Annotated in this window: 17 protein-coding genes; all 17 read right to left on the bottom strand. The window is 64.4% G+C overall.

Annotated features, from left to right (window positions below):
* A partial coding sequence (locus IB234_RS06400) for an acyl-CoA dehydrogenase N-terminal domain-containing protein (RefSeq protein ID WP_192315493.1) occupies positions 1–393 on the bottom strand: 393 nt, incomplete at its 3' end.
* Between the two features lie 156 nt (positions 394–549).
* Positions 550–1,569, bottom strand: coding sequence for a zinc-dependent alcohol dehydrogenase family protein (locus IB234_RS06395; protein WP_192315491.1), 1,020 nt, complete (start codon positions 1,567–1,569; stop codon positions 550–552).
* Positions 1,566–3,428, bottom strand: a complete 1,863-nt coding sequence (locus IB234_RS06390) for a sigma 54-interacting transcriptional regulator (protein ID WP_192315489.1) — start codon at positions 3,426–3,428, stop codon at positions 1,566–1,568. Before IB234_RS06390 ends, IB234_RS06395 begins: the two co-directional genes overlap by 4 nt.
* Positions 3,429–3,467: 39 nt before the next feature.
* Positions 3,468–4,106 carry a 3-isopropylmalate dehydratase small subunit gene (leuD, locus tag IB234_RS06385; RefSeq protein ID WP_192315487.1) on the bottom strand — a complete coding sequence of 213 codons (639 nt, stop codon included), beginning with the start codon at positions 4,104–4,106 and terminating at the stop codon, positions 3,468–3,470.
* Positions 4,107–5,519 (bottom strand): 3-isopropylmalate dehydratase large subunit, encoded by a 1,413-nt coding sequence (gene leuC, locus IB234_RS06380; protein ID WP_192315484.1) that lies wholly within the window; start codon positions 5,517–5,519, stop codon positions 4,107–4,109. It abuts the gene before it with no gap.
* Positions 5,520–5,568: 49 nt separating this feature from the next.
* The gene (locus IB234_RS06375; protein WP_192315482.1) at positions 5,569–5,940 is read right to left on the bottom strand and encodes a hypothetical protein; all 372 of its coding nucleotides are present in this window, start codon (positions 5,938–5,940) and stop codon (positions 5,569–5,571) included.
* On the bottom strand, positions 5,924–6,514 hold the full coding sequence (locus tag IB234_RS06370) for an isochorismatase family protein (RefSeq protein WP_192315480.1): 591 nt from the start codon (positions 6,512–6,514) through the stop codon (positions 5,924–5,926). The genes IB234_RS06375 and IB234_RS06370 overlap by 17 nt, the downstream gene beginning before the upstream one ends.
* A 9-nt stretch (positions 6,515–6,523) precedes the next feature.
* Entirely contained in the window at positions 6,524–8,377 is a 1,854-nt protein-coding gene (locus IB234_RS06365; protein WP_192315478.1) for a hydantoinase B/oxoprolinase family protein, read from the bottom strand.
* A 5-nt stretch (positions 8,378–8,382) separates the two neighbouring features.
* A complete protein-coding gene (locus IB234_RS06360) occupies positions 8,383–10,449 on the bottom strand; it encodes a hydantoinase/oxoprolinase family protein (RefSeq protein ID WP_192315476.1) in 2,067 nt (688 codons plus the stop codon).
* Between the two features lie 71 nt (positions 10,450–10,520).
* On the bottom strand, positions 10,521–11,777 hold the full coding sequence (locus IB234_RS06355; protein ID WP_192315474.1) for a DUF1329 domain-containing protein: 1,257 nt from the start codon (positions 11,775–11,777) through the stop codon (positions 10,521–10,523).
* A 17-nt stretch (positions 11,778–11,794) separates the two neighbouring features.
* Entirely contained in the window at positions 11,795–13,468 is a 1,674-nt protein-coding gene (locus tag IB234_RS06350) for a DUF1302 family protein (RefSeq protein ID WP_192315472.1), read from the bottom strand.
* Between the two features lie 2 nt (positions 13,469–13,470).
* Positions 13,471–15,858, bottom strand: a complete 2,388-nt coding sequence (locus IB234_RS06345; protein ID WP_225580271.1) for an efflux RND transporter permease subunit — start codon at positions 15,856–15,858, stop codon at positions 13,471–13,473.
* Positions 15,859–15,866: 8 nt separating this feature from the next.
* Entirely contained in the window at positions 15,867–16,850 is a 984-nt protein-coding gene (locus IB234_RS06340) for a glycosyl hydrolase (protein WP_192315467.1), read from the bottom strand.
* Positions 16,843–17,766, bottom strand: coding sequence for a hydroxymethylglutaryl-CoA lyase (locus IB234_RS06335; RefSeq protein ID WP_192315465.1), 924 nt, complete (start codon positions 17,764–17,766; stop codon positions 16,843–16,845). The genes IB234_RS06340 and IB234_RS06335 overlap by 8 nt, the downstream gene beginning before the upstream one ends.
* Positions 17,767–17,769: 3 nt before the next feature.
* A complete protein-coding gene (locus tag IB234_RS06330) occupies positions 17,770–18,969 on the bottom strand; it encodes a CaiB/BaiF CoA transferase family protein (RefSeq protein ID WP_192315463.1) in 1,200 nt (399 codons plus the stop codon).
* A gap of 331 nt (positions 18,970–19,300) precedes the next feature.
* Positions 19,301–21,379 carry an NAD(P)-binding protein gene (locus tag IB234_RS06325; protein WP_192315461.1) on the bottom strand — a complete coding sequence of 693 codons (2,079 nt, stop codon included), beginning with the start codon at positions 21,377–21,379 and terminating at the stop codon, positions 19,301–19,303.
* 106 nt (positions 21,380–21,485) lie between these two features.
* Positions 21,486–23,603, bottom strand: coding sequence for an FAD-dependent oxidoreductase (locus IB234_RS06320; protein ID WP_192315458.1), 2,118 nt, complete (start codon positions 23,601–23,603; stop codon positions 21,486–21,488).
* Between the last annotated feature and the right edge of the window lie 109 nt (positions 23,604–23,712).

Below are 23,712 nucleotides of genomic sequence, written 5' to 3'. Positions count from 1 at the left end.
CAGCGCGGAGTACAGGGCGAAGCTGGAGCCCGCGGCGTAGAGCATCTCCTCGAACTGCACGGCGAGCATCTTGGGCATGCCCATGCCGCCATGCTGAGGATTGCCGGAAAGGCCGACCCAGCCGCCCCCGATGTAGGTGGCGTAGGCCTGCTTGAAGCCCGCCGGAGTGCTGACGATGCCGTTTGCCCACTGTGCCCCTTCCTCGTCGCCGCTGCGATTGAGCGGGGCGATCAGGCCACCGGTGACCTTGGCGGCCTCCTCCAGGATGGCATCGGCGGTCTCGGCATCGACTGTCTCGGCCAGGGCCGGCAGGCGGGCCCACAGGCCTGGGGCCTCGAACACTTCATGGAGGACGAAGCGCATGTCGCGCAGCGGGGCGTTGTATTCGGGCATGACGTACTACTCGTATTGGTTCCTCACGCGAAATGCGAGAGGGATGAATGTTGCCGGATGCATCCAGGCGGCGTTTACCGCTCGGACCTTCAAGACTAGCTCTGCAGCGGGCCTCCGCGTCGCTATCCGACGACCGAAGTGGCGAGATTGCACCGTTCAGCTCGCTCCGATGCGCAGGACCACCTTGCCGAAATGCTGCTCTGACTGCAGGTGTGCCAGCGCCTGAGGCAGCTCCAGCCAGTCGTGGACGCTGTCGATCATCGGCCGCAGGCCACTGCTCTCGATCGCACGGTTCATGGCCTCGTGCGACTGGCGCGGGCCGACCGCTATACCTCGTACGCGGGCATTGCGTTGCAGGATGAGCAACGGATTGATCTCGCCCTGCTGGCCCCCCAGATAGCCGATCACGTTGACCTGCCCACTGGGACGCAGGCACTGCAGGGACTGGGCAAAGCTCTGCGGACCGCCCACCTCCAGCACATGGTCCACACCACGCCCCGCTGTGATGGCCATCACCTGCTCGTGCCAATCGGGCATGCTGCGGTAGTTGATCGTTCCGGCCGCCCCCAGCTTCACCATCTGCTGCAAGCGATCGTCACGACTGGAGGTGACGATGACCCGCGCGCCGTGCAGCAGCGCGAACTGCAGGGCGAACAGCGAGACCCCGCCCGTACCTTGGACCAGCACCCAGTCGCCAGCCTTCAGCTGCCCCTCGACGACCAACGCCTGCCAGGCAGTCAGTGCTGCGCAGGGCAAGGTGGCCGCCTCCTCCCAGGAAAGGTGTGCTGGGCAATGCACCACGCCCTGTTCGTCGAGCAGTGTGTATTCGCCGAGCATGCCATCGAGCGGTCCGCCCAGGGGTACCGCCGCATGACTGTCACCCAGCCGTCCCGCCTCCCAGCCCTGCCAGAAGCAGCCAGACACACGGTCACCAGGAGAGAAACCTGTTACCGCTGCGCCCACCTCCACCACCTCGCCGGCGCCATCGGACAGCAGGACAAACGCCTGCTGCGGCTGCCCCTGGTAGGTACCGGTCGCCATCTCCAGGTCGCGGTAGTTGAGCGACGCAGCGCGCAGCCTGATCAATATCTGATGCGGCCCCGGCACGGGACGATCCAGCTCGACCAGCTGCAGCGCATCTATGCCGAAGGGCGGTACCGCCTGCCAGGCCCTCATGCGTAGCCTTCCCCGCTCTGCAAGCGCTTGAGGCGCCGCCACAGCGTGGTCTGGCTGATACCCAGGTACTCCGCGGCCATGCTCTTGTTGCCTCCGAACAGCTGCAGCGCCTTGACGATCTCCTCCTGCTCGACATGATGCAGATGGCCACCGTTCTCACCCTCGCTCAGCGGCGCGTAGAGCTCCGGAATCACCCGGGGCAACGCATCGAGCATGGCCTCGCAGCTGCCATACAGACGCTGCGAGACGATCAGCCGCTCCACCACGTTCTCCAGTTGGCGCACGTTGCCAGGCCAGTGATAGCGACGGAACACCGGTGCCACGCCCTTGATCAGCGCGTCCGGTTCGATCTCCAGGCCATAGCGCTGCCCTTCGCGACGCATCAGGTAGCTGGTCAGCAGCGGGATGTCCTCGGCCCGCTCGCGCAGCGGCGGGATATGCACGGCAAAGGTGCTGATGCGGTAATAGAGATCCTCGCGGAAACGGCCGGCACGCACCTCGTCCATCAGGTCGACGTTGCAGGCCGCGACGAACTTGATGTTCAGCGATATCGGTCGCCGCGCGCCTACCGGGCTGACCTCGCGCTCCTGCAGCACGCGCAACAGCTTGGCCTGTTGCGGCATGGGCAGAGAATTAATCTCGTCCATGAAGAAAGTACCGTGATTGGCGCTCTCCAGCAGACCGGACTTGCCCCCGCTCTTCGCGCTGGTGAACGCCCCCTCGGCATAGCCGAACAGCTCCGACTCGAACAGCTCAGCAGGAATTGCAGCGCAGTTGATCGCCACGAACGGACCCTTGGCGTTGGCGCTGGACACATGCACCTGACGCGCCGCCAGCTCCTTGCCGGTGCCGGTCTCGCCACGAATCAGCACGGTGCCGGGCGTGGCGCCGTAGACGCTCAGCTGGTTCTGCACTTCCGCCATACGGCTGGACTGGAACACCAGTCGGCGACCATCGTCCTGGGCCAGTGCCTGCGGGCTCGGCAGGAAGCTGTAGAGGAAGCCTACGCGCTCGCCCTCGACCTCGAACGGCTGCTTGTTCAGGCTGCACAGGCGCTCGCCGACCAGCAGGCCTTCGGCGCGCAGGCTAGGTGCCTCGATCAGCTTGCTGTCGAGCACGCTGTCCAGACGACGGCGACGGCTCATGTTGCCGAGGAACTGCGCAGCGGCACTGTTCCAGGCGATCACGATGCCGTCCTGGTTGGTCAGTACCTGCGGCTGGGGATTCTGCTCCAGCAGGAACTGCCCGAGCTGCGCCTGCTGCACCTGCCGCTTGTATTGGCCGGCGTGGCGGATCGCCTTGCGCAGCAGGTTGCGGCAAGACTCGCGGGAGTAGATCAGCACGGACTCCAGCCCCCACTGCTCGGCGAGGTCACAGGCATAGCTGGAGCCGATCACCACACCGAAACCATCGTTGCGCAGGCCATGGAAGATCTCCTTGGCATGCTCCGCCGTGCTGTAGGTGTGGTGCGTGAGATCCAGCCCCTCGAACAGACCGAGCAGCTCGACGTTGGCCTCCTGCCGCTCGTAGGTGAGCAGGAGGATCTTCGGCGAAATGCGCCGGGCGGTGAGCACCGCCTGGATCAGGTCGGCCTGCTCCACTTTAAGCGCCAGCACCGGAATCGGCAGGGTGTCCTGCAGATAGAAGGCGTTAGCCCCGGCACTGATGAAGATATCGACCTGCTGGCGCTCGATCAGGTCACGCGCCGCCCGCACCGCATCATTGAAGATGTTGTCGATGATGGTGATGCTGGCAAGTGCTTCGAACTCCGGAATCAGGCTGTGCACGATCTGGCTCAGCTTCGAGTTGCCGATCAGACAGATCTTGACCCGTTCCTGCTCCGCATTGGCAAATTCCACGGCTTACCCCTTTTCTTGTTATTGGGCGGGGTGTTTCTTTCAGTGACGAAACACCCAGGGCTCGTTGCTTTTTCGGCGCTGTTCATAGGCGCTGATACGGTCGGCATAACGCAGGGTTTCACCGATTTCGTCCAATCCGTTGAGCAGGCACTGGCGTCGGCCCTCATCCAGCTCGAAATGCCAGTCCTGCTGCTCTGCTACAAGCAAGCGTTGCGCCACATCCACCCGAGCACTGAAACCTGGCTGACGAGCCGCGATGTCGAACAGCGCGTCGATGTCGGGCTGGGGCAGCAGCAGCGGCAGCAGGCCGTTGTTGAAACAGTTGTTGCGGAAGATGTCTCCGAAACTGGGCGCGATGATCACCCTCACCCCAAAATCGCGCAGCGCCCACACCGCATGCTCCCGACTGGAACCGCAACCGAAGTTGGCCTGGGCCAGGACGATGGAGCCTTTGTCGTAGGGCGGCTGGTTGAGGATGCAGCGCGGATCGGGGCGGCGGCTGGCGAGCGGCGTGTCGACCTCGCCGGGGTCGAGGTAGCGCTCGTCGTCCATCAGGAAGCCACCGAAGCCGCTCGATTCCAGGCTCTTCAGGTACTGTTTGGGTAACAGCATGTCGGTGTCGATGTTGGCGCGGTTGAGGGGGATGACGATGCCCTCGTGCTCGATCAAGGGTTGCATTCAAAAGCTCCTGATATCGGTCAGTTCGCCCGCCACCGCAGCAGCGGCGGCCATCGCCGGGGACAGCAGATGGGTGCGCCCGCCCTTGCCCTGGCGGCCCTCGAAGTTGCGATTGGAAGTCGCCGCGCATCGCTCGCCGGGGCTGAGGCGGTCGGCGTTCATGCCCAGGCACATCGAGCAGCCCGGCGCGCGCCATTCGAAGCCGGCGCTCTTGAACACCTGATCCAGACCTTCGCGCTCGGCCTGCAGACGCACCAGGCCGGAGCCCGGTACCACCAGCGCCTGCTTGATCCTTCCATGAACCCGTCGCCCGCGCAGCACCTCGGCAGCGGCGCGCAGGTCTTCGATCCGCGCATTGGTGCAGGAACCGATGAAGATACGATCCAGCGGCACGCCGGCGAGTGGCTGCCCCGCCTCCAGGCCCATGTAGGCCAGGGCGCGCTCCCAGTCCAGGCGCTGCAACGCATCGCGGGCCATGTCCAGGGTGGGAACGTTCTGTCCGATCGCCGCCACCATCTCCGGCGAGGTGCCCCAGGTCACCTGCGGCTGCACGTCCTCGCCGCGGAAGCTCAGGCTCTGATCGAAACTCGCCTGAGGGTCGGAATGCAGGCTACGCCAGTAGAGAATCGCATCGCTCCACTGCTCGCCCTGCGGAGACAGCGGGCGGCCCTTGACGTAGGCCTCGGTGACCTTGTCGTAGGCGACCAGGCCGACCCTTGCACCGGCCTCGATGCTCATGTTGCACAGGGTCATGCGCGCCTCCATCGACAGCCTCTCGATCACCGGGCCACAGAATTCGATGGCATGTCCGGTGCCGCCGGCGGTGCCGATCTGGCCGATGATGTACAGCGCCAGGTCCTTGGCCGTGGCGTAGCTCGGCAAGACGCCGTCGATGAAGATACGCAGGTTCTTCAGCTTGCGGCTGCGCAAGGTCTGCGTGGCCAGCACATGCTCGACCTCGCTACTGCCGATGCCGTGTGCCAGCGCCGCCAGCGCGCCATGGGTGGCGGTGTGCGAGTCGCCGCAGACCAGGGTCATGCCGGGCAGAGTCAGACCCTGCTCCGGGCCAACCACATGGACGATACCCTGGCGCAGGTCGTTGAGGGCGAACAGCGGAATGCCGAACTCGCGGCTGTTGTCCTCCAGCACAGCGATCTGCTGCCGGGCGATCTTGTCGCTGACACCGGCGATGCCCAGGTCGCGGCCCAGGGTCGGGACATTGTGGTCCGGGGTGGCCAGGCTGGTGTCCAGGCGCCAGGGTTTGCGCCCGGCCAGGCGCAGGTTGGAAAAGGCCTGCGGCGACGTCACCTCGTGGAGCAGGTGACGGTCGATGTAGAGCAGGCTCGAACCGTCGGGAAGGTCTTCCACCCGGTGACGGTCCCACAGTTTGTCGTAGAGCGTTTGGGCTCCCACGGTCGGCACCTCGGCAGTGAATAGGGTATTTCGTTGTTGTTGGTTCGCCTCAGCGCGAGGCAGGTGTCCATGGCACCCAGCGATACAGCTCGGCTCCCGTCGGGTCAGGCACTCGGTAACCGCAGTAACTGCTCAGGCGGCCGCCCGCCTCCGGCCGTACCACGCAGAACGGCCGCTGGCAGTCCGACTCCATCACCCCGGCACGCGCCAGGCCGTCGCGCGCCTCGCGCAGCTGCTGCTCCGGCAGCGTACGGGCCTGGCCATCGAGACGCGCCACGTTGGCGCGGAAGTGGCCGACCCAGGCGTCGACGAACTCCGCGCAGGACGGTGACGCGGCCGGCTGCTGCGCCACCGGCGCAGGTGCCGTAGACGAGCAGCCGGCAAGCGCGGCGACCAGCAGCGCACTAGGCAAGCAGCGCAAGGCAACTCTCCAGCGCGACCACATCGGCGTACTTGATCTGCATGTCACGCAGATTCGCCCGGTGCGCCTCGGCGTCGCGGTCGCCCACGGCTTCCTCGGGCACCAGCACACGCAGGTCGTTCTGCAAGGCGTCCAGCACCGTGGCGCGCACGCAGCCGCTGGTGGTGAGACCTGTGACCATCACCCCATCGGCCCCGGTTGCGCGAATGCGCTCGGCCAGGTCGGTGCCGAAGAAAGCGCTGGCCCAGAACTTCACCAGCACCGGTTCGTCGCCTTGTGGCGCCAGACGCGGGTCGATCGCCACCAGCGGCGAACCGGCTTCGAGCAGATTCAACACCGGCAGCTTGCTGCGAAACACCCTGGCCTGGGACGGGTCGTCATAGGCCACGGTGGTGAAGAACACCGGCCAGCCGCGCTGGCGGAAGGCCGCCAGCAAGCGCTGGTTGGCCTCCACCACGGCAGTGCACTCAGCGGCCAGCGGGCTGAGCGCCGGGTCGGTGAAACCCAGGGAAAGGTCCACCAGCACCAGCGCATAGCGCTGGGCGGTGTCCAGGGAACGGGAGTCCAGAGCCATGGTCGCTCCTTATGCCCAGACCGGCGTGACGGGTGCCGGCAGGCCGGTCTCCGCCAGGCAGCGTGCCTTCAGTTCGTCCAGGCTGCCGCCACGGTCGAACAGCTGGATCTCGCCGCGCTCGCTGGCCATCACTTCACGCAAGGCCTGGGTGGCGTGTTCGTCCACCGCTCCGTCGACCACCACCACGCCGTAACGGCGGGCGCCCTCGACGCTGACCAGGCCCTTGCGGATGTCGGTCAGTACCTTGCCCGGCTCGCGCTGCAGCGGGTCGCCCCAGCCGCCGCCACCCCAGGTGTCGAAGAGGATCAGGTCGCCGGCCTTGACCTTGATGTTGTCGCACTTGGCCGGAAGCATCTGCCGGGTGCCGTCGGCGCGGATCAGCTCCTTGCGGCTGCGTTCGCCCGGTGCCCCACCGTTGACGCCCCAGGGGTAGGTCAGCCAGCGGTCGTCATGGATCGACACGTCGCCATCGACCAGCAAGCGGTACGCCACGCGCAGGCCGTTGCCACCGCGGTGCAGGCCGGCACCGCCAGAATCAGTGAGCGTCTCGTAGGTCTCGATACGCAGCGGAAAGTAGGCCTCGACGAACTCGTTAGGCACGTTGGTGAAGCCCGGCCACAGCGAGTGACCGTCCGGACCGTCGCCTGCCGGGCGCCCCGGAATGCCGCCGAAGCCGATCTGGAACAGCTGGAACCACTCGCCCTGCTGGTCGTAGCCCGAGTACATGAAGTGCGGCGAGTCGGAGAAGCCGGCGGCGTTCATCGCCTGCGGTGTGCCCTGGCCGAGCAGGCCGCCCATCATGTCGAAGATCCGGCCCAGCAAGTGGGTACGGCAGGACAGCGCCGCGGGGAAGTTCGGCTTGAGGATCGAGCCCTGCGGAATGCGCACCTCGACCAGGTCGTAGAAACCGTCGTTGAGCAGGATCGCCGGGTCGAACAGGCTGATGGTCAGCGCGCCGAAGAAGATCTTGAACATCTCCTCGTTGACGTAGAAGTTGACCGAGGATGGCGCCTGCGGGTCGGTGCCCTCGAAGTCGAAGATCGCCTTGTCGCCTTCGCGCCACAGGGCGCAGCGCAGGGTGTACGGGCCGAGGCCGGCGCCGTCGTCGCAGATGTAGTCCTCGAACTCCTGGCGGTGTTCGGGCACTACGCGGGTGATCACTTCCTTCATCGCCCGATGGGTGCGTTCGAGCATTTCCTGCTGGGCGCTGTAGAACACGTCGTCACCGAAGCGCTCGGCCAGTTCGACGCAGCGTTTGCCGGCGGTGCGGCAGGCAGCGACGATGGCGTTGAGGTCCGAGCGGTTCCAGCGCGGCATGCGCACGTTGTGCAGGATCACGTCGAGCATGTCGCTGTTCATCTCGCCGCGGCGGTACAGCTTCACCGGCGGAATGCGGATGCCCTCCTCCCAGATCGAGCTGGCGTTGGTCGGCAGGCTGCCCGGCACCTTGCCGCCCACGTCGGACATGTGGCCGAACATGGCGGCGTAGTTGATCACCCGACCGTCCTTGAAAATCGGCATCAGCACCAGCCAGTCCGGCAGGTGACTGACCGCACCGCCACACAGGTACGGGTCGTTGGTGAGGAACACGTCGCCCTCTTCGATCTCGCCCTCGTAGTTCTTCAGGAAGCCGGTGATGAACGAGCCGAACTGGCCGACGATCATCTTGCCTTCACTGGTGGCGATCATCGGGAAGGCATCGCCCTGCTCGCGGATGCCCGGACTCATGGCGGTACGGAACAGCACCGCATCCATCTCGTTGCGGGCGTTGCCCAGTGCATTCTCGACGATGTCGATGGTGATGCCGTCGACGTCGACACGCTGAAAGGCGAGGCTGTTTTCTTGTTTGATACGCGCAACCATGACGCTTACTCCTGATGGCCCAGCGGGCGGATCAACAGATTGCCGACGCGGTCGACAGCCGCTTCGTAACCCGGCAGAACGAGGGTGGTGGAGTCCATCTCCATGACGATGGCCGGCCCCGGCACCACCAGCCCCGGGCTGAGCTTGCCGCGGGCGTAGAGGGCAGCGCTGTAATCCTTGCCGGCGTAGTGCACCGGGGTCTCGCCCACATGGGCGTCGGCCAGGCTGTTGTCGGCGCCCTCGAAGGCGCGCTCGGTGATCTCCGGACGCGGCGCGCGCGCGATGGCCCGCAGGTTGACCAGTTCGTGCGCCTCGCTGAGGGCGAAGGTGAAGAGCTGTTCGTGCTCGGCATCGAAGGCGGCGGTGATCGCCGTCATGCCCTCGCTGGCCAGGCGCTCCAGGTCGATATCCAGGGTCAGCAGCAGGGCCTGGCCCTGGTAGCGCACATCCGCCTGCCAGGTCAGTTGCTGCACGTCGGCCGGGATACTCTGCGAGGCCAGCGAAGTGCGCACGCTGTCGCCCAGCTGCTGGAGGATCTGCGTTACCTCCTCGACGCTCATGTCGCTGACGCGACGCACCAACGAGCGCGAGGCCTCGTCCTTGACCCGTGTGGTGGCGTCGCCGTAGGCGCAGAGCACACCAGGGCCCGGCGGGATGATCACCGGCCAGGCGTTCATCAGAATGCCTAGGGCGTTGGCGTGCAGCGGACCGGCGCCACCGAAGCCGCACAGGGCAAAGTCGCGCGGGTCATAACCCTGCTCAACGCTGATCAGGCGCAGGGCACCGAACATATGTTCGTTGGCGATGCGCACGATGCCTTCAGCGGCCTCGAACAGCGACACGCCCATGGCGTCGGCGATGGCCTGCACGGCGGTGGTTGCCAGGTCCTTGCGCACCTGGAAGTCGCCACCAAGTTTCTGCTCGGCCGGCAGGTAGCCGAGCACCACGTTGGCGTCGGTCACGGTGGCGACTGTGCCTCCCTTGTTGTAGGCAGCCGGCCCCGGCACGGCGCCGGCGCTTTCCGGGCCGACGCGCAGAGCACGGGTCAGCTCCGGGACGGCGGCCATGGAGCCGCCGCCGGCACCGATGGTGCGCACGTCCACCGAGGGTGCACGCACGGCCACGTCACCGACGCGGGTTTCACGACGGATACGCGCATGGTTGTTGTCGATCAGCGCGACGTCGGTGGAGGTGCCGCCGACGTCGAAGGTCAGCACCTTGCTGAAGCCACCACGGGAGCAGAACCAGATCGCCCCGGCCACACCGCCGGCCGGGCCGGAGAGCAGCAGGTTGACCGGCGTGCTGGCCGCCGACTGGCTGGTGGCCAGGCCGCCGTCGGAGCGCAGGATGGACAGCTGCACATCCGGGCGCAGGCGACTGCACAGCTCGCCCTGCAAGTGCTCCAGATAATTCGCTACTTCCGGGCGCACGTAGCTGTTGACCACGGTGGTCTCGGTGCGCTCGTACTCCTGCATTTCCGGCACCACTTCCGAAGACAGCGACACCGGCACACCGGGCATCACTTCGCGGGCGATGTCATGGATAGCGCGCTCGTGCTCGCCGCTGGCGTAAGCATTGACCAGGCTGATGGTCAGCGCTTCGATGCCGGCCTGCTTGAGGCGCAGCAGCTCGCCGCGGATCGCCTGGCGATCCAGCTCGCGCACCACCACGCCATGGGTATCGATGCGCTCGTCGGCTTCGACGGTCAGCTCCAGCGGAGCCAGCAGCTCGCCCTTGTTGAAGGTCACCCAGCCACCCAGGCCACCCGGTACGAAGGAACGTGCGATGTGCAGCACCTGCTTGTAGCCCTTGGTGGTCACCAGGCCGACCTTGGCGCCCCGGCGGGTGAGGATGGCGTTGGTCGCCACGGTGGTGCCGTGCATGACCGAACGGATGTCGGACGGTGCGACACCCGATGTCTGGCAAATCTTCTCGATGCCGTTGAGCACCGCGATGGAGGGATTGTGAGGCGTGGACGGCACCTTGGCGGTGTAGCTGTCGCCAGTCGCATCATTGATCAGGAGCAGGTCGGTGAACGTACCGCCTACATCGACACCCAAACGGAAACTCATGTTGCCTCCAGCACTTTCTTGGTTTTATTCGTGCAAAGCGACCGGGACGCGAGCGTCCCGGTCATACAGGACTAACGTGCAGCTTTTTCCAGTTCTCGCAGGTTGACGCTGTCCGCAGTGACACCCGGAGTGTTCAGGCGCGGGCCACCCAGCACGAATACCGTGCCGTGACGGCGCTGGTAGTCAATGGTGAAACCGGCGGCCGAGATGATCCCCACGTCGCCATCTTCGGTCTTGATGGTCTGCAGGTGATAGTTCATCCACTTCCAGAACTGCCCTTTGCGATCATAGGCCTCGGCCTGATAGAAGCGCGGGAACTGGGTGTCCATGTACATGACCTTCTTGCTGTACGGATGCTCCGGCGGCGTGGTGGCCTCCACCACCCACACTTCACGTGGTTCCCACGCGGCCTTGGGGTTCCAGTGCGGAGCGTTGTCCAGGTCGATCACCGGGAACTCGGCATTGCCACTGGCCTTCTGGTCCCAGGTTTCGCCGGTGGAGTTCGCCACCGCGAGAATCCAGCGCTTGCCCAGCAGCTTGTAGTCCGGATACCAGGTTGGGTGGGCGTTGAAGATCTCGATGTCGTCGCTCAACTGGTCGGTACCGCCGATGGGGTCCATCCAGGTGCCACCGGACAGACGGCGGGTACGCCGCACCGACTTAACGTAGGCCCAGGAATCCTCCAGCTTCGGCGAGTCATAGCGCACGGTGAAGAGGCCTAGACCACGAATGTCGTTGGGGTAGGTGGCGTACAGCAGGGTCTTGGTCAGGATGCTGCCGTCACCTTCGACGACCGCACCATCACCCAGACGCCCCTTCATGTAATAGCGTTTGAAGGCCCACTCCTGGCGCCGCTCCAGGCCTACCTTGTCGTTGAGGAACAGGTAGCCGAACTTCGGATAGTCCTGCAGGTTCTTGGTCGGCTGTGCGTAGTGGTGGTTCCAGATCAGCTTGGCGGCAGCATCCGGGTCATCCTCGCTGACCTTGGGAAACGGAATGCCCGCCACCCAGCCATCGACCAGACGGGTATCACGGTTGTACACCGCCTTGCCCTCGTTGGCCTGGGTAGCCGCCATGTAGTCCTTGCCCAGGGTGATCGTCTCGGAGGCCTTGAGCGTGATAGCCAGCCCCTCGTCCTTGATCAGTATCTGCATGCGCTCGGTCAGCAGATCCCCGATGTTATGGCCTTCAAAGGTATCGGTCAGGTGCTGAGCGAGGTTCTTCGCATCGATCCGCGTGCCGGGCGTCAACTCCGCGGCCTGGGCCGTCAACGCGACCGAGAAGGTCAGCGCCAGGGAAGCGACGAGATGATTCTTGAGGCATGTCATTTTTGTTATCTCCTGCATCAGAACTGATAGGTCAGACGGACCGCCAGCTGGTCGTTGCCATCGAAATAGCCGAACAGGTTGGTGTTGTTGAAATCACGCAAGGTGCGCCTCTGGCTTTCGTCGTCGAAGAACAGGTCGGCTTCCACACGCACACGCCAGTTGTCGCCATAGGCGAACTCGACGCTGGGGATGATGAAGCCGCCGCCATAGGTCAGGTCGCTGCCCACGGCCAGGGTCGGGTTGATGCGGTCGTTGTCATAGTTGGCCGCGAGGATCGCGGTGACGATGGTCGAGTACTCCTTGGTACGGCCGCTGAAGCCGGCGGTATTGACCAGTTCGTCGCTGCGGTCGTAGTCGGTGATCCAGGTGTTGAACACCTGCAGCGAGAAGAACGACGGGCGACTGGTGCCCAGGTAGTTCTGCAGCGCCAGCTGTTTGTCCATGCGCAGCATCGACTTGACCACGTCCTTTTCGGTGATCCCGCAGAAGCCGGGGAAGAAGGCACAGCCACCGACTTCGCCCGCATCGATACCGACGTTGTAAGGCGAGTCGGGGATGTAGGAGATCTCCGCCGAGAACACCGCGTCGACACTTTCCACATAGCGGTTGGCGGTGACGCCGAAGGTGTCGATGTAGGGGAAGATCAACTCGCCCACGGTGGAGGAGCGATCCGAGTTGTACTCGCCCTTGTAGGCACCGAGGAACGGCTGACCACTGATCGAGTCGCCCACACCCAGCGGGTTGTCCGGGTTGGGGTTGATCACCGGGTTGCCGGACGGACCGTGGAACCAGCCCACCGAGTACTCCCACTCGCCCGCCATGCCCTTCCAGCGCAGGCCGTAGGAGCCGTCATCCATGTCGGCATCCTTGTGGTCGTAGTTGTACGGCACGTCGGCACCGAATGGCGCGGAGGCGAAGGTCAGGCCCTTGTTCGGGTTGTTCGCCCAGCGCCCGCCCTCGACGTCATAGCTGTTGCCGCGCTGGTCAGCGGCGTTCATCTTGCCGGGGATGTAGAGGGCCTGCAGGGTGCCGTCGACGCTGTCGAAGCGCTGCACCAGGTTGAGCATCCACAGCGGCTTGCGCAGCTCCTCGTTCTCCGGTTCGAGGAACGAGCGCCAGCGGAAGTCGTAGCCGTGCACCACATCGAGCGACTGGAAGAAGTCGGTCTCGCCCCACACCACCTGCTGCTTGCCGACTTTCAGCGTGGTGCTCTCGGTCAGCCCGGTCTGCCACCAGAATTCACGCAGCTCCACCTCGTTGTACACGTCGTCCATCAGGTTGACGCTGGACTTGCGGCGATTGCTGAACAGGTCGCCCGCCGCGTAGCCGTCCATCGACTCCTGAAGGTCTTCGAGATAGTCGGTCTCGTACTCCTCCGAGACGCGCCCGGAGATGCTGAACTGCGAGTTGCCGAAATCCTTGAACAGGTTGAGCTTGCCCACCGTGCGCGCCATCGACAGGTCGTAGCGGTAGTCACCCTTGGGCTCGCCATTGTTTGCCGGGTCCGGCACGTAGGGGTTCTCGAGGTTCCAGGACAGGTACTGGCGGATGTAACCGCTGGCCTCCCAGTTGTCGAAAAATCCATCGTCAGCGTACACGGCTCCGTTCAGCCCCATACCGGCAAGCATTATCGCGGAGGCGAGCGGCGAGCCGATGGCCCGCACCTTCGTATTATTTTTCTTCGCGCTCATCTTCAGTTCCCGATGTGTTCAGGTTGGTGGATATGCCCAGTGCTAGGGGCATCTTTCGAATGGCCGTGTTCGAAGATGAATTGCGGCTTGAACACCAGCGCAAGCGAAGGCATGACGAAGAGTGAGGTGAGTGCCGAGACCATCAGCCAGAGGCCGATCAGCATGCCCATCTCCGCCTGGAAACGAAGGGAGGAGAACGACCAGAACAGCACCCCGGCAGCCAGGGTGAAGGCGGTCAGCAGCACCCCGCGCCCGGCCGACCCGAGCGACTGCAGCACGGCGTCGAGCGGGTCCGCTTTGGGGTTCTTCTCCAGATACTCCTTCATCGAATCGACGATGTAGAACGCGTAGTCCACGCCCAGGCCGATCCCCAGAGCGACTACCGGCAGCGTGCTGATGCTCATGCCGATGCCCTGCCAGGCCATGAAGGCGAAGGTCACCACGTTGGAGATCAGTACCGGGATGATGAAGAAGATCCCGCTGACCGAAGACCGGTAGACCACCAGGCAGCAGATCACTACTACCAGGAAGGCCAGGGCGGTCGCCTCGATCTGGTCGCCGAGAAGTATCTCGTTGACCGCGGCGATGATGCCCAGCACACCTCCGAACAGCTTCACCTCGGCCCCCTCCAACGGGTTGTCGCGGATGAACTCGTTGGCGTAATGAGTGGCCTTGCGCAGCGTGTCGCCCTTGTGATCGCGGAAGAACAGCGTCACGGCGGCATTGCGGAACTGCACATCGGCGAACTGGGTGAGATCGTCCGGATCGGCGCCCTGCATGTAGAAGCTGATCAGCTCGCCGTTCTCCATGCGGCTGGAACCCAGCTCGCCGTAGCGCGGGTTGCCTTCGTAGAGATTGCGGCGGATGTCGATGACGATGTCGGCCAGCGACACGGTGCCACCGATCTCCGGCTGCCGCTCCATGTAGCGAGAGAAGCGCAGCATCCAGTCGAGCACCTCGGGAGACTTCATCGCGTCCAGCTCTTTGCCCTCGAGCACCACGAACATCTGCTCGGAGCCGGGGTAGAGGCGATTGATCAGCGCGCTGTCGCGATTGAAGGGAGAGTCCTGCCACAGGATCGGCGAACCGTCGCTGGCATCGCCGACGTTGATCCTGGTGGCCTCGAACATTAAGCCGCATAGCAGCACCAGCGTCACCGGCGCGACCCAGTAGCGGGCACGGGTGCGCACCATCCACTTCGCACCGTTGAGGACGAACTGCATGAAGCCGTCGAGGTTGACCGGATGCACATAGCCTTCCGGGCGCTTGACGTAGGACAGCAGCGCCGGGGTCAGCAGCACGGCCGACACGGCGATGGTCATTACCCAGATCGCACCGATGATCGCCACCTTGTGCATCAGCGGGATCGGCGTGAGGATCACGCAGAGAATCGCCCCGGCGTCGGCATACAGACCAAGCATGCTCGGACGGAACAGCTCGCGCATGGTCTGCTCGGCAGCCCGGCGTGGCTCGATGGAGTCCCCCACCGCCAGGTCGTCGAAGCGGGTGATCAGCTGCACCGAGTGGGAGAAAGCTCGCGCCGTGATGATGAAGGCCACCACGATCACCAGCGGGTCGAAGTTGTAGCCCAGCAGGCTGCCCACACCCAGCGCCCAGATGGCCGACACGACACCGGCGATCAGCGGTAGCAGGGTGCCTCGCCAGGTACGGCTGAACACGAACAGCAGGATCAGCATGGCGGCCAGCGACAGCAGGGCGATGCCCACGGTTTCGCCGAGGTAGTGCGCCACCCAGCCGTACAGGATCGGCTCGCCGACCAGGTGCAGGCTGACCTCGTCCTTGACCGGCGATGCCTTGAGGATGGCCTCGATCTGCGGGAAGATCTTCGAGTAGTCCACCAGGTGGTCGTAGAAGTCGACCTGGATCAGCGCCGAGCCCAGCTCACGGTCGACGTACAGCCCATATACCAGCGGGTTGTTCAGCACGGCCTGGCGCAGCTCGCGCATCTGCTGCGCATCCTTGGGCAGGTCCGGCCACATCAGTGGACGGGTCTCGATACCCTCGCTGGAAGCGTTGACTCGCTTGAGCTTCTTCGAGGCCAGCGAGGTGATCTGCATCGGATTGACGCCATCGACCTGCTGCAGGTCGTAGGTGATCCGGCGCACTTCACCGAGCACGCTCTCGCGGAAGATGTCGCCTTCCTTGGCCTTGACCAAGATGGTCACGCGGTTGCTCGCGGCGAAGCTGTCCTGGTACTTCTGGTGCACCTTCACGTACGGATGGTCGTGAGGAACCATGTCGCTGAAGCGGGTGCGGATATCCAGATGCACCAGGCTGGCGGCAAATCCGAGGGTGATCAGGCCGACCACCACGCACACCAGCAGGCGATGGCGAATCGACCACAGCGAGAGGCGCGCGGCAAAAGTCATTGCGGCATTCATTGTTGTTGCTCTCCGGGCCAGAGTTGCAGGTCGTCCTGGCGCAGCAGGCCGAGCTGGTGACCGATCAGCACCACACCATCGGCAGTGTCGAGCAGGCGGCTGTGGTAGCTCTTGTCGAGCCCTTCCGGTGTCCAGGCCTGCCAGGTCGCGGACGGCGAGCGGGTACGGAACAGCGCGCCTCGGTCGCCCGTGGCCAGCCATTCGCCGTGGTGCACGGCAACGTCGAACAGGTGCTCGCGGGTGAAAGGCTTCAGTGATTGCCAGCTGTCACCACCGTCGTGGCTGATGAAGGCCTGGCCCTGGTTGCCCACGGCGACTCCGGTGCGGCCCTCGAAAGCCAGTGCTCGCAGGCTCTCGCTGCCCAGCTCCTCGGTGGTCCAGGTCACACCACCATCGCGGCTGCGCAGCAGACGGCCGAATTCAGCGGCGATCCACAGGTCGTTCTCCACGCCGGCGCGGATGCTGTTGAAGGTGACGTCGTCCCCAGTGCCCATGGGCTCCCAGTGCGCAGCATCCGCATCGCCGCGGAACAGCGCCCCCATCTCCCCGACGGCCCAGAAGTGGCCACCGATGAAGCTCACGCTGAGGAGCTTGCCGGCCAGATCGGACACCTTCAGGTCCTGGCTCTGCCACGGCTCGTCGCCCTGGCGGGTCCACAGGCGTCCCCAGTTGCCGACCACTACCTGGCGGCCCTGGTCGGAGATGGCAATCGCCTGCAGGTTGCCGCGCTCTGGCAGCTCCTCACGCATCCAGCTCTTCCCCGCATCGGGGCTCGACAGCAGGGCGCCGTTCTGCCCGACGATCCACAGCTGCTCGCCCAGCGCGGCGCCGTCGAAGAAGGCGTCGCGGCGCTCGAGCAAGGGCTGATCCAGCGGAACGGGATTGACCGAGGGTTTGATGAACACGGCGGCGTAAGCCAGGCTACCGATGACCATCCAGGGCGCCAGGCGGGCTACCCAGCCAAGCAGGTGCCTAAGCATGGCTCACCCCCTGGCGCTTGCCGGCCTGACGCTCCAGCCAGCGATACGAGTGACCGCCCAACGGCGTACCGGTCAGGGCCTGCACGCGTTTCACCACATCGACTAGGGCCAACGGCTCGATACCGGTACGCAGGCCCATGCCAGCGAGCATCAGCACCAGATCCTCGGTGGCCAGGTTGCCGGTCGCGCCCGGCGAGAACGGGCAGCCACCAAGGCCGCCGATCGAGCTATCGAACTCGCGCACACCCCACTCAAGAGCGGCCAGCACGTTGGCCAGGGCCATGCCACGGGTATCGTGGAAATGGCAGGACAGCTGCCGAGCCATGCCGGCCGAGTCCAGCCGCTCCAGTACCTGACGCACCGAGCGCGGGTTGGCCGCACCGATGGTGTCGGCGATGATCACCTTGTCCGCACCGGACTCGAACATGCGCTGGCTGAGATACTCCACCACCGGCGGCGGGGTAAGCCCCTCGAACGGGCACTCGAACGCCACCGCGACGTAGGCTCGCGCCTGGACGCCGTCCTGGCGCGCACGCTGCATCAGCGCGGCGCAGACGTCCGTGGCCTGCTCGAGGCTCATGTTGATGTTGCGCTGGTTCATGGTCTCGGTAGCCGACAGCACCACCGCCACCGAGCGCACGCCGGCGGCAAGCGCCAGCTCGTAGCCACGCAGGTTTGGCACCAGCGCCGAATAGTCCACCGCATCGGTCATCGGCAGCAGCCCGAACAGCTCGCCGGTACCGGCCATCTGCGGTACTGCCTTGGGCGACACAAAGCTGCCTGCCTCGATGCTGCGGATACCGCTATCGAGCAGGGCATCGATCATCAGCAGACGCTCTTCGATGCTCAGGGTCTTGCCCTGGCTCTGCAGCCCGTCGCGCGGGCCGACCTCATTGACGATCACGAAATCGCTCATGCCTCACCCCACGATCCGCTGTTGCTTGAGCTCGGCGATGCGCTGCGGGCCGTAACCCAGCACGCGCTCGAGCACGGCATCGGTGTGTTCACCCAGCAACGGCGGTGCGCTGTAGCTGTCTTCGCTGTCGGCGGAGAGCTTGATCGGATTGCCCGGGGCCTCTACCGAGCCGCCTTCCGGGTGAGGAATCTCCACCACCATGCGGCGATGGCGCACCTGGGGGTCGGCCAGCGCATCGCTGAAACGGTTGACCGGGGCGCACGGCACGCGCACAGATGACAGACGCTCGACCCAGTGGGCCGTGTCGCGGGTGGCGAAAAGTGCATTGAGGGTGTCGTCGATCAGCTTCTTGTCGGCCAGGCGAGCGGGCTGCGTCTTGTACTTGGGATCCCTGAGCGCCTCGACGTCGAGCAGTCCGACCAGGTTGTCCCAGAAGCTGTCGAAGATCACCGCGACGATGATGAAACCGTCGGCGGTGCGATAGGTGTTGTACGGCACATGCACGAAGTGGCCATTGCCCAGCGGCGCGGGATTCTCACCGCTGAGGAAGTACATGGTGGCCATGTAGTTGAGCATGCTGATCTGGCAGTCGAGCATGCTGATGTCGACGTGCTGACCATGGCCCTTGCTATGGCGTGCCTGGAGCGCGGCGAGCACGCCCATGACCGCGAACATGCCGCCACCCAGGTCGCCAATGGGAATGCCCGCGCGGGTCGGGTTCTCGGCGTTATCACCGGTGATCGACATGCCGCCACCGATGCCTTGAACCACCTGATCGAATGCCGGGCGCAGGTAGTTGGGACCGTCCTGACCGAAGCCGGACACGGAACAGGTAATGATCCGGGGATTGATGAGCTTGAGATGGGGGTAGTCGATCTTGAGCTTCTGCGGAACGCCAGCACTGAAGTTGTCCAGCACCACGTCGGCCTGACGAACCAGGTCATGGAATACTGCCAGCCCCTCCTCGCTTTTCAGGTCGATGCAGACACTCTGCTTGTTCCGGTTCAGGGTGAGGAAGTAGGCGCCCATGCCCTTGAACGAATGCCTGGGGTCCTTGGCCAGCAGGGCTCGGGTCCCCTCGCCCGCCAGTGGTTCGACCTTGATCGTTTCCGCCCCAAGATCGGCGAGGATCATTCCGGCATAAGGGCCCGACAGCATGTGGGTCAGATCGAGGACACGAATCCCCTCTAGCGGTTTACTCATGATCGTTCTCTTGTACTTGTTAGAAATGCCCGCACAAGAGGGATAGCAAGGGCCTTGCCAAGTCTTAAAATTAAATACAACTCATTGTTTTATATATATTTATTTAAAATATTCAGACTCATGAAAAAGCCTTTCAAGACAATTTCATTGCAGGCTGAAATCGTTATTTCATTCTGAATTCATGCACTACCGAGGGGCCGCTGCGAGTGCCTGGGACAAGCCGGTTGTTGCCGCACCTCCGCTTCGCTCGCCCACTGCGCAAACCGGCAGCAGACAGGCAAAAAAAAAACGGCACACGAGGTGCCGGTGAAAGTCACACTAGGGAGCAACGTCAAACAAAGCGGTGCTGCGCGACGGGACCGTCGAATTGCTCGATGGAGCCTGGTTCGATGTAGCGCTTCCAGTTATCGAAGATTTCACGACCGGCGAGGAAGCCCTCGAAGATCGCGTGATCGGTCTTGCGTGGCACCACACAATCACCGACCCGATGGACGTTCCGCAGCTCGGCCTTGAGCCCGTGATACAGGCCGTCTACCGGCAGGTGGCGCACCGCCAGAACGATGCTGTCGAACCCATCCAGGGTCTCCTCGTCGGCGCTGTATAAGTTGAATAGATCAACCGCCGAGCCGCGTACCCGACTGACCCAGGCGTTCAGCGTGTAGGTCAGCCCGCGACTGAACAGGTTGGCATAGACCACCGGCTGGTCGAGGGTCGTGCCCAGGCGATGGAACAGCGCATTCCAGCGCGTCACCACGTGCACCTCATGGCCACTCTCCACCAACAACTCGGTGATGCCGGCGGAATAGCGATTACCCTCTTCGTCCAGCACCAGCACGCGCTTGCCGACTCGCTCCGGATGAGCCAGCACGTCCAGTGCGGTGAACACGTGGTCGGCATCCAGCCCCGGCACGCGGTCGACCAGCGGGTTGATGTCGGAGTAGCCGCTGCGATCCGGCAGCGAGCCGGTGGCGACGATCACCCCGTCCGGCTGCAGCGCCTTGATCGTCTCGACACTGGCCTCGCAGTTCAGGCGCACCTGCACGCCAGCCTTGGCCATGTGCACCTTGAGGTCCTCGGTGATCCAGGCGAAGGAATCACGGCGCGGCAAACGCACGATGTGATTGACCTGCCCCCCCAGCTCGGCGCCCTTCTCCAGCAGCGTGACGCGGTGGCCACGCTTGGCCAGCCCTTCGGCGGCCTTCATCCCGCCAGGGCCGCCACCGATCACCACCCAGTGCCTGGCATCCGGTGCAAGCTCCAGGGTCTGCGGACCGAAGACCTCTTCACGGCCGGTGGCAGGGTTGATCTGACAGGTCATCGAGGTGCCGTGGAACAGCCGCGAGACGCAGCCCTGGTTGCAACGCAGGCAGTGGTAGATCTCGTCTTCACGGCCTTCGGCGGTCTTGTTGGCGAACTCCGGATCGGCGATCTGCGCGCGAGTCATTGCCACCATGTCGGCACCGCCACGAGCGAGGATAGCCTCGGCCTCACCGGCACTGCCGATACCCGACACGCAGAAGACCGGCAGCTTCACCGCCCGCTTGAGACGGGCCACCGGGTCGGCCAGCCAGCCATTGGGCACGTCATACGGCGGCATGATGTAGGTGGCCGACTGGTACACCCCGGCCGTGGCCATGATGTAGTCGATATGGCCGCTGGCCTCGACGGTCTGCGCCACTTGAATCCAGTCGGCGACCTCCATGCCGCCGGGCACCATCTCGTCCATCGACAGGCGAATACCCACCACGAAGTCCGGGCCCACCTTATCGCGCACCGCCTTGATCACCTCCAGCGGGAAGCGCATGCGGTTGTCGAAGCTGCCGCCGTGCTCGTCGTCGCGCTTGTTGAACAGCGGCGAGATGAACTGGTGCAGCAAATAGCTATGAGCCAGGTGCACCTCGACACCATCGAAACCAGCCAGGCGCGAGTACTCCGCCGAGCGCACCCAGCCCTCGACGATCTCGTCCATGTCCGAGCGCTCCATGGCCTTGGCCATCTCGCCGAACACCGGCGACTTGATGTTGGAGGACGACCACAGCACCCGGTAGTCGTCCATGGCGTGGGTTTCCCCCATCACGCCGAAGTGGTTGAGCTGGGCGAAGATGTGCGCGCCGAAACCATGTACGACCTCGGTCAGCGCGGTGTCGCGCTCGATCATCTCCTCGCGGTAGCCATAGGGGTAGCCGCGGCAGAAGGTATTGGAGGTTGGATGGATCAGGCGATTGCCGGTGACCATCAGACCGATGCCGCCCTTGGCCCGCGCCGCGTGGTAGAAGATGTCACGGTTGTTGGTCAGCCCATCGGGCGAGTTGAAGGCCATGGCGTGGGCCGACTGCATGATGCGGTTGCGCAGGGTGATCCCGCGCAGCCGCAACGGCTGGAACAGATGCGGATAACGTTCAACGGTCATTGCGATGCTCCCAGGACCGGCGCTGAGGCCGGACATCGGGTTTGATCAACACCCGCCCACGCCCCGCACGTGCAGGGTCGCAGACGAGCACGGCGATAGCGGCCGGTCAGCGTGCAGGTGCGCCCATGGCACTGCGCCAGTCGGCGCCAAAGCCTTCCAGCTCCCCCTGTTCGATGAAGCGTCCCGGGTCGTCCAGCAGCTCGCGGCCTGCCAGCATGCCCTCGTACAGGGTGTCCTGAAGGGCGCGTGGCAGACGCGCGTCGCCGATGCAGTGCAGGTTCTCCACCCGCCCCTGCAGGGATCGGTAAAGGTCGTCGAGCGGGCTATGGCCCGCGGCGATGATGAAGGTGTCGGCCTCCAGGCACTCGCCATCCAGATCGGTGAACAGGTTGAGCAACTGCGCCCGCTGGCCATCGATGCTGCGCACCCAGCTGTTGAGCGTGTACTGCAAGCCCTTGCGGAACACATGCTGGTAGTTCACCGGCAGATCCAGGGTCAGCGCCAGGTTGGGCGACAGCGAGATGAAGCGGCTGACCAGGTGTACCTGATGGCCACGGTCGAGCAGATACTCGGCGGTGCCCAGGGCATAGCGGCCGCCATCTTCATCGAACAGCACCACGCGCTTGCCTACCCGACTCGGGTCTTCCAGAACCTCCACCACACTGAGCACATTGGCCTGTTCGGTACCGGGCACGCGGTCCACCGCCGGACGGGTGGAGGTGAAAGCAGTTTTCAGCGGCGTGGAGCCGGTGGCCACAATCACCCCATCGGCACCGAAGGCCACCACGTCGTCGGCAGTCATCGCGCGGTTCAGGCAGATCTCTACCCCGGCCTTGCGCAGCTGGCGCTCCAGATCACGCGGAATGAAGCCGAACTTTTGCCGCCGTGGCAGTTGCGCCGCCAGGTTCAGCATGCCGCCCAGGCGCTCGCTTTTCTCCACCAGGGTTACCTGGTGACCGCGCTGACGCAGGGTCAGCGCAGCTTTCATCCCCGCCGGGCCACCGCCCACCACCAGCCAGCTGCCCGGTGCCTGCGCAGGTTGCTGGGTATGCAGACCGTAGCGCTGCTCGCGGCCGGCAGCCGGGTTGACCACGCAGGAAATCGCATTGCCGGCCATCAGTCGTGCAATGCACGCCTGGTTGCAGCGGATGCAGTGATTGATCTCGTCTTCGCGGCCCTCACGCAGCTTGTTGCAGAATTCAGGGTCGGCAATCTGCGTACGGGTCATCGCCACCATGTCGGTGGCACCACTGGCGACCAGGGCTTCGGCTTTCTCCGGGTCGACGATATGGCCAACGATGAACACCGGAATATCACTGATCTCGCGCAGCGCAGCACGCAGGCGAGCGCCGTCGTCCACCAGCCAGTTCTCCGGGTAGTCGCCAGGAGGAATCTGGTCGGCATGGGCCGCATAAGTACCTGCGGTGGCGCTGACATAGTCGATCAGCCCGGTCTCCACCATCCTGCTGGTCATCTGGATGGCCGTATCGGCGTGCATGCCGTCCACAGTGCACTCGTCCAGCGAGACGCGGATACCGACCACAAAGTTCGGCCCGACCGCCTCGCGCACCCGTCTCATCGTCTCGATTGGGAAGCGCACGATGTTCTCCAGGCTGCCGCCGTATTCGTCGGCGCGCTTGTTGTAGACGAAGGACAGGAACTGCTGGTGCAGGTAGCCGTGAGAGTAATGCAGCTCGACACCATCGAAGCCGGCGGCCTGAGCATTCAGCGCGGTCTGGGCGAAGTGCTCGGACACCTCGTCCATCTCCGCCTTGGTCATCTCCTTGGCCCACTCGTTGTAGGCCGGCGACTTCATGGTCGACGGCCCCCACAGCACACGGTAATCGTCCAGCGCACCGCTGCGCCCCTGCGGGCCGAAGTGAATCAGCTGGGCGATGATGCGCCCGCCAAAGGCGTGTACCGCATTCACCATCTCGGCATCGCGCTCGATCATCTCTTGGCGGTTGCCACGGGCCAGGGAACGGTTGGGCCCGGTGGAGTTGGGATGCACATGGCGCGCCCCGGTCACGATCAGGCCGATACCACCCTTGGCGCGCTCGGCCTGGTAGTGGATGTCGCGGTCATTGGTCAGGCCCTCGGCCGAGGCAAAGCCCTTGGCGTGGGCGGTCTGCATGAGCCGGTTGCGAATGGTGATGTTGCCGATCTTCAGCGGCGTGAAAAGCGAGGGATAGCGAAGCTCCCCCGGCGTCGTGGGCTGGGTCATGTTCCTCATCCTTTTGTTCTTGTTCTGGAGCGAGGTCCGTCTTCGTGGGACGGGCCACTAGCCGCCACGCTGGCAGCTTCTACGGAGCCCGGGGTGCATCACGGCAATG

The organism is Pseudomonas sp. PDM16, assembly GCF_014851865.1.
Taxonomy (GTDB): Bacteria; Pseudomonadota; Gammaproteobacteria; order Pseudomonadales; family Pseudomonadaceae; genus Aquipseudomonas.
Note: the sequence above shows the minus strand (reverse complement) of the source record. Positions and strands in the feature narration are given on the sequence as shown.

What these genes read in the sequence shown, in the direction of transcription:
- IB234_RS06395 (WP_192315491.1), bottom strand. Translation starts at nt 1,569, where the DNA reads ATGAGGGCCTGGCAGGCGGTACCGCCCTTCGGCATAGATGCGCTGCAG.
- leuD (WP_192315487.1), bottom strand. Translation starts at nt 4,106, where the DNA reads ATGCAACCCTTGATCGAGCACGAGGGCATCGTCATCCCCCTCAACCGC.
- IB234_RS06370 (WP_192315480.1), bottom strand. Translation starts at nt 6,514, where the DNA reads ATGGCTCTGGACTCCCGTTCCCTGGACACCGCCCAGCGCTATGCGCTG.
- IB234_RS06365 (WP_192315478.1), bottom strand. Translation starts at nt 8,377, where the DNA reads ATGGTTGCGCGTATCAAACAAGAAAACAGCCTCGCCTTTCAGCGTGTC.
- IB234_RS06360 (WP_192315476.1), bottom strand. Translation starts at nt 10,449, where the DNA reads ATGAGTTTCCGTTTGGGTGTCGATGTAGGCGGTACGTTCACCGACCTG.
- IB234_RS06355 (WP_192315474.1), bottom strand. Translation starts at nt 11,777, where the DNA reads ATGACATGCCTCAAGAATCATCTCGTCGCTTCCCTGGCGCTGACCTTC.
- IB234_RS06350 (WP_192315472.1), bottom strand. Translation starts at nt 13,468, where the DNA reads ATGAGCGCGAAGAAAAATAATACGAAGGTGCGGGCCATCGGCTCGCCG.
- IB234_RS06345 (WP_225580271.1), bottom strand. Translation starts at nt 15,858, where the DNA reads ATGACTTTTGCCGCGCGCCTCTCGCTGTGGTCGATTCGCCATCGCCTG.
- IB234_RS06340 (WP_192315467.1), bottom strand. Translation starts at nt 16,850, where the DNA reads ATGCTTAGGCACCTGCTTGGCTGGGTAGCCCGCCTGGCGCCCTGGATG.
- IB234_RS06335 (WP_192315465.1), bottom strand. Translation starts at nt 17,766, where the DNA reads ATGAGCGATTTCGTGATCGTCAATGAGGTCGGCCCGCGCGACGGGCTG.
- IB234_RS06330 (WP_192315463.1), bottom strand. Translation starts at nt 18,969, where the DNA reads ATGAGTAAACCGCTAGAGGGGATTCGTGTCCTCGATCTGACCCACATG.
- IB234_RS06325 (WP_192315461.1), bottom strand. Translation starts at nt 21,379, where the DNA reads ATGACCGTTGAACGTTATCCGCATCTGTTCCAGCCGTTGCGGCTGCGC.
- IB234_RS06320 (WP_192315458.1), bottom strand. Translation starts at nt 23,603, where the DNA reads ATGACCCAGCCCACGACGCCGGGGGAGCTTCGCTATCCCTCGCTTTTC.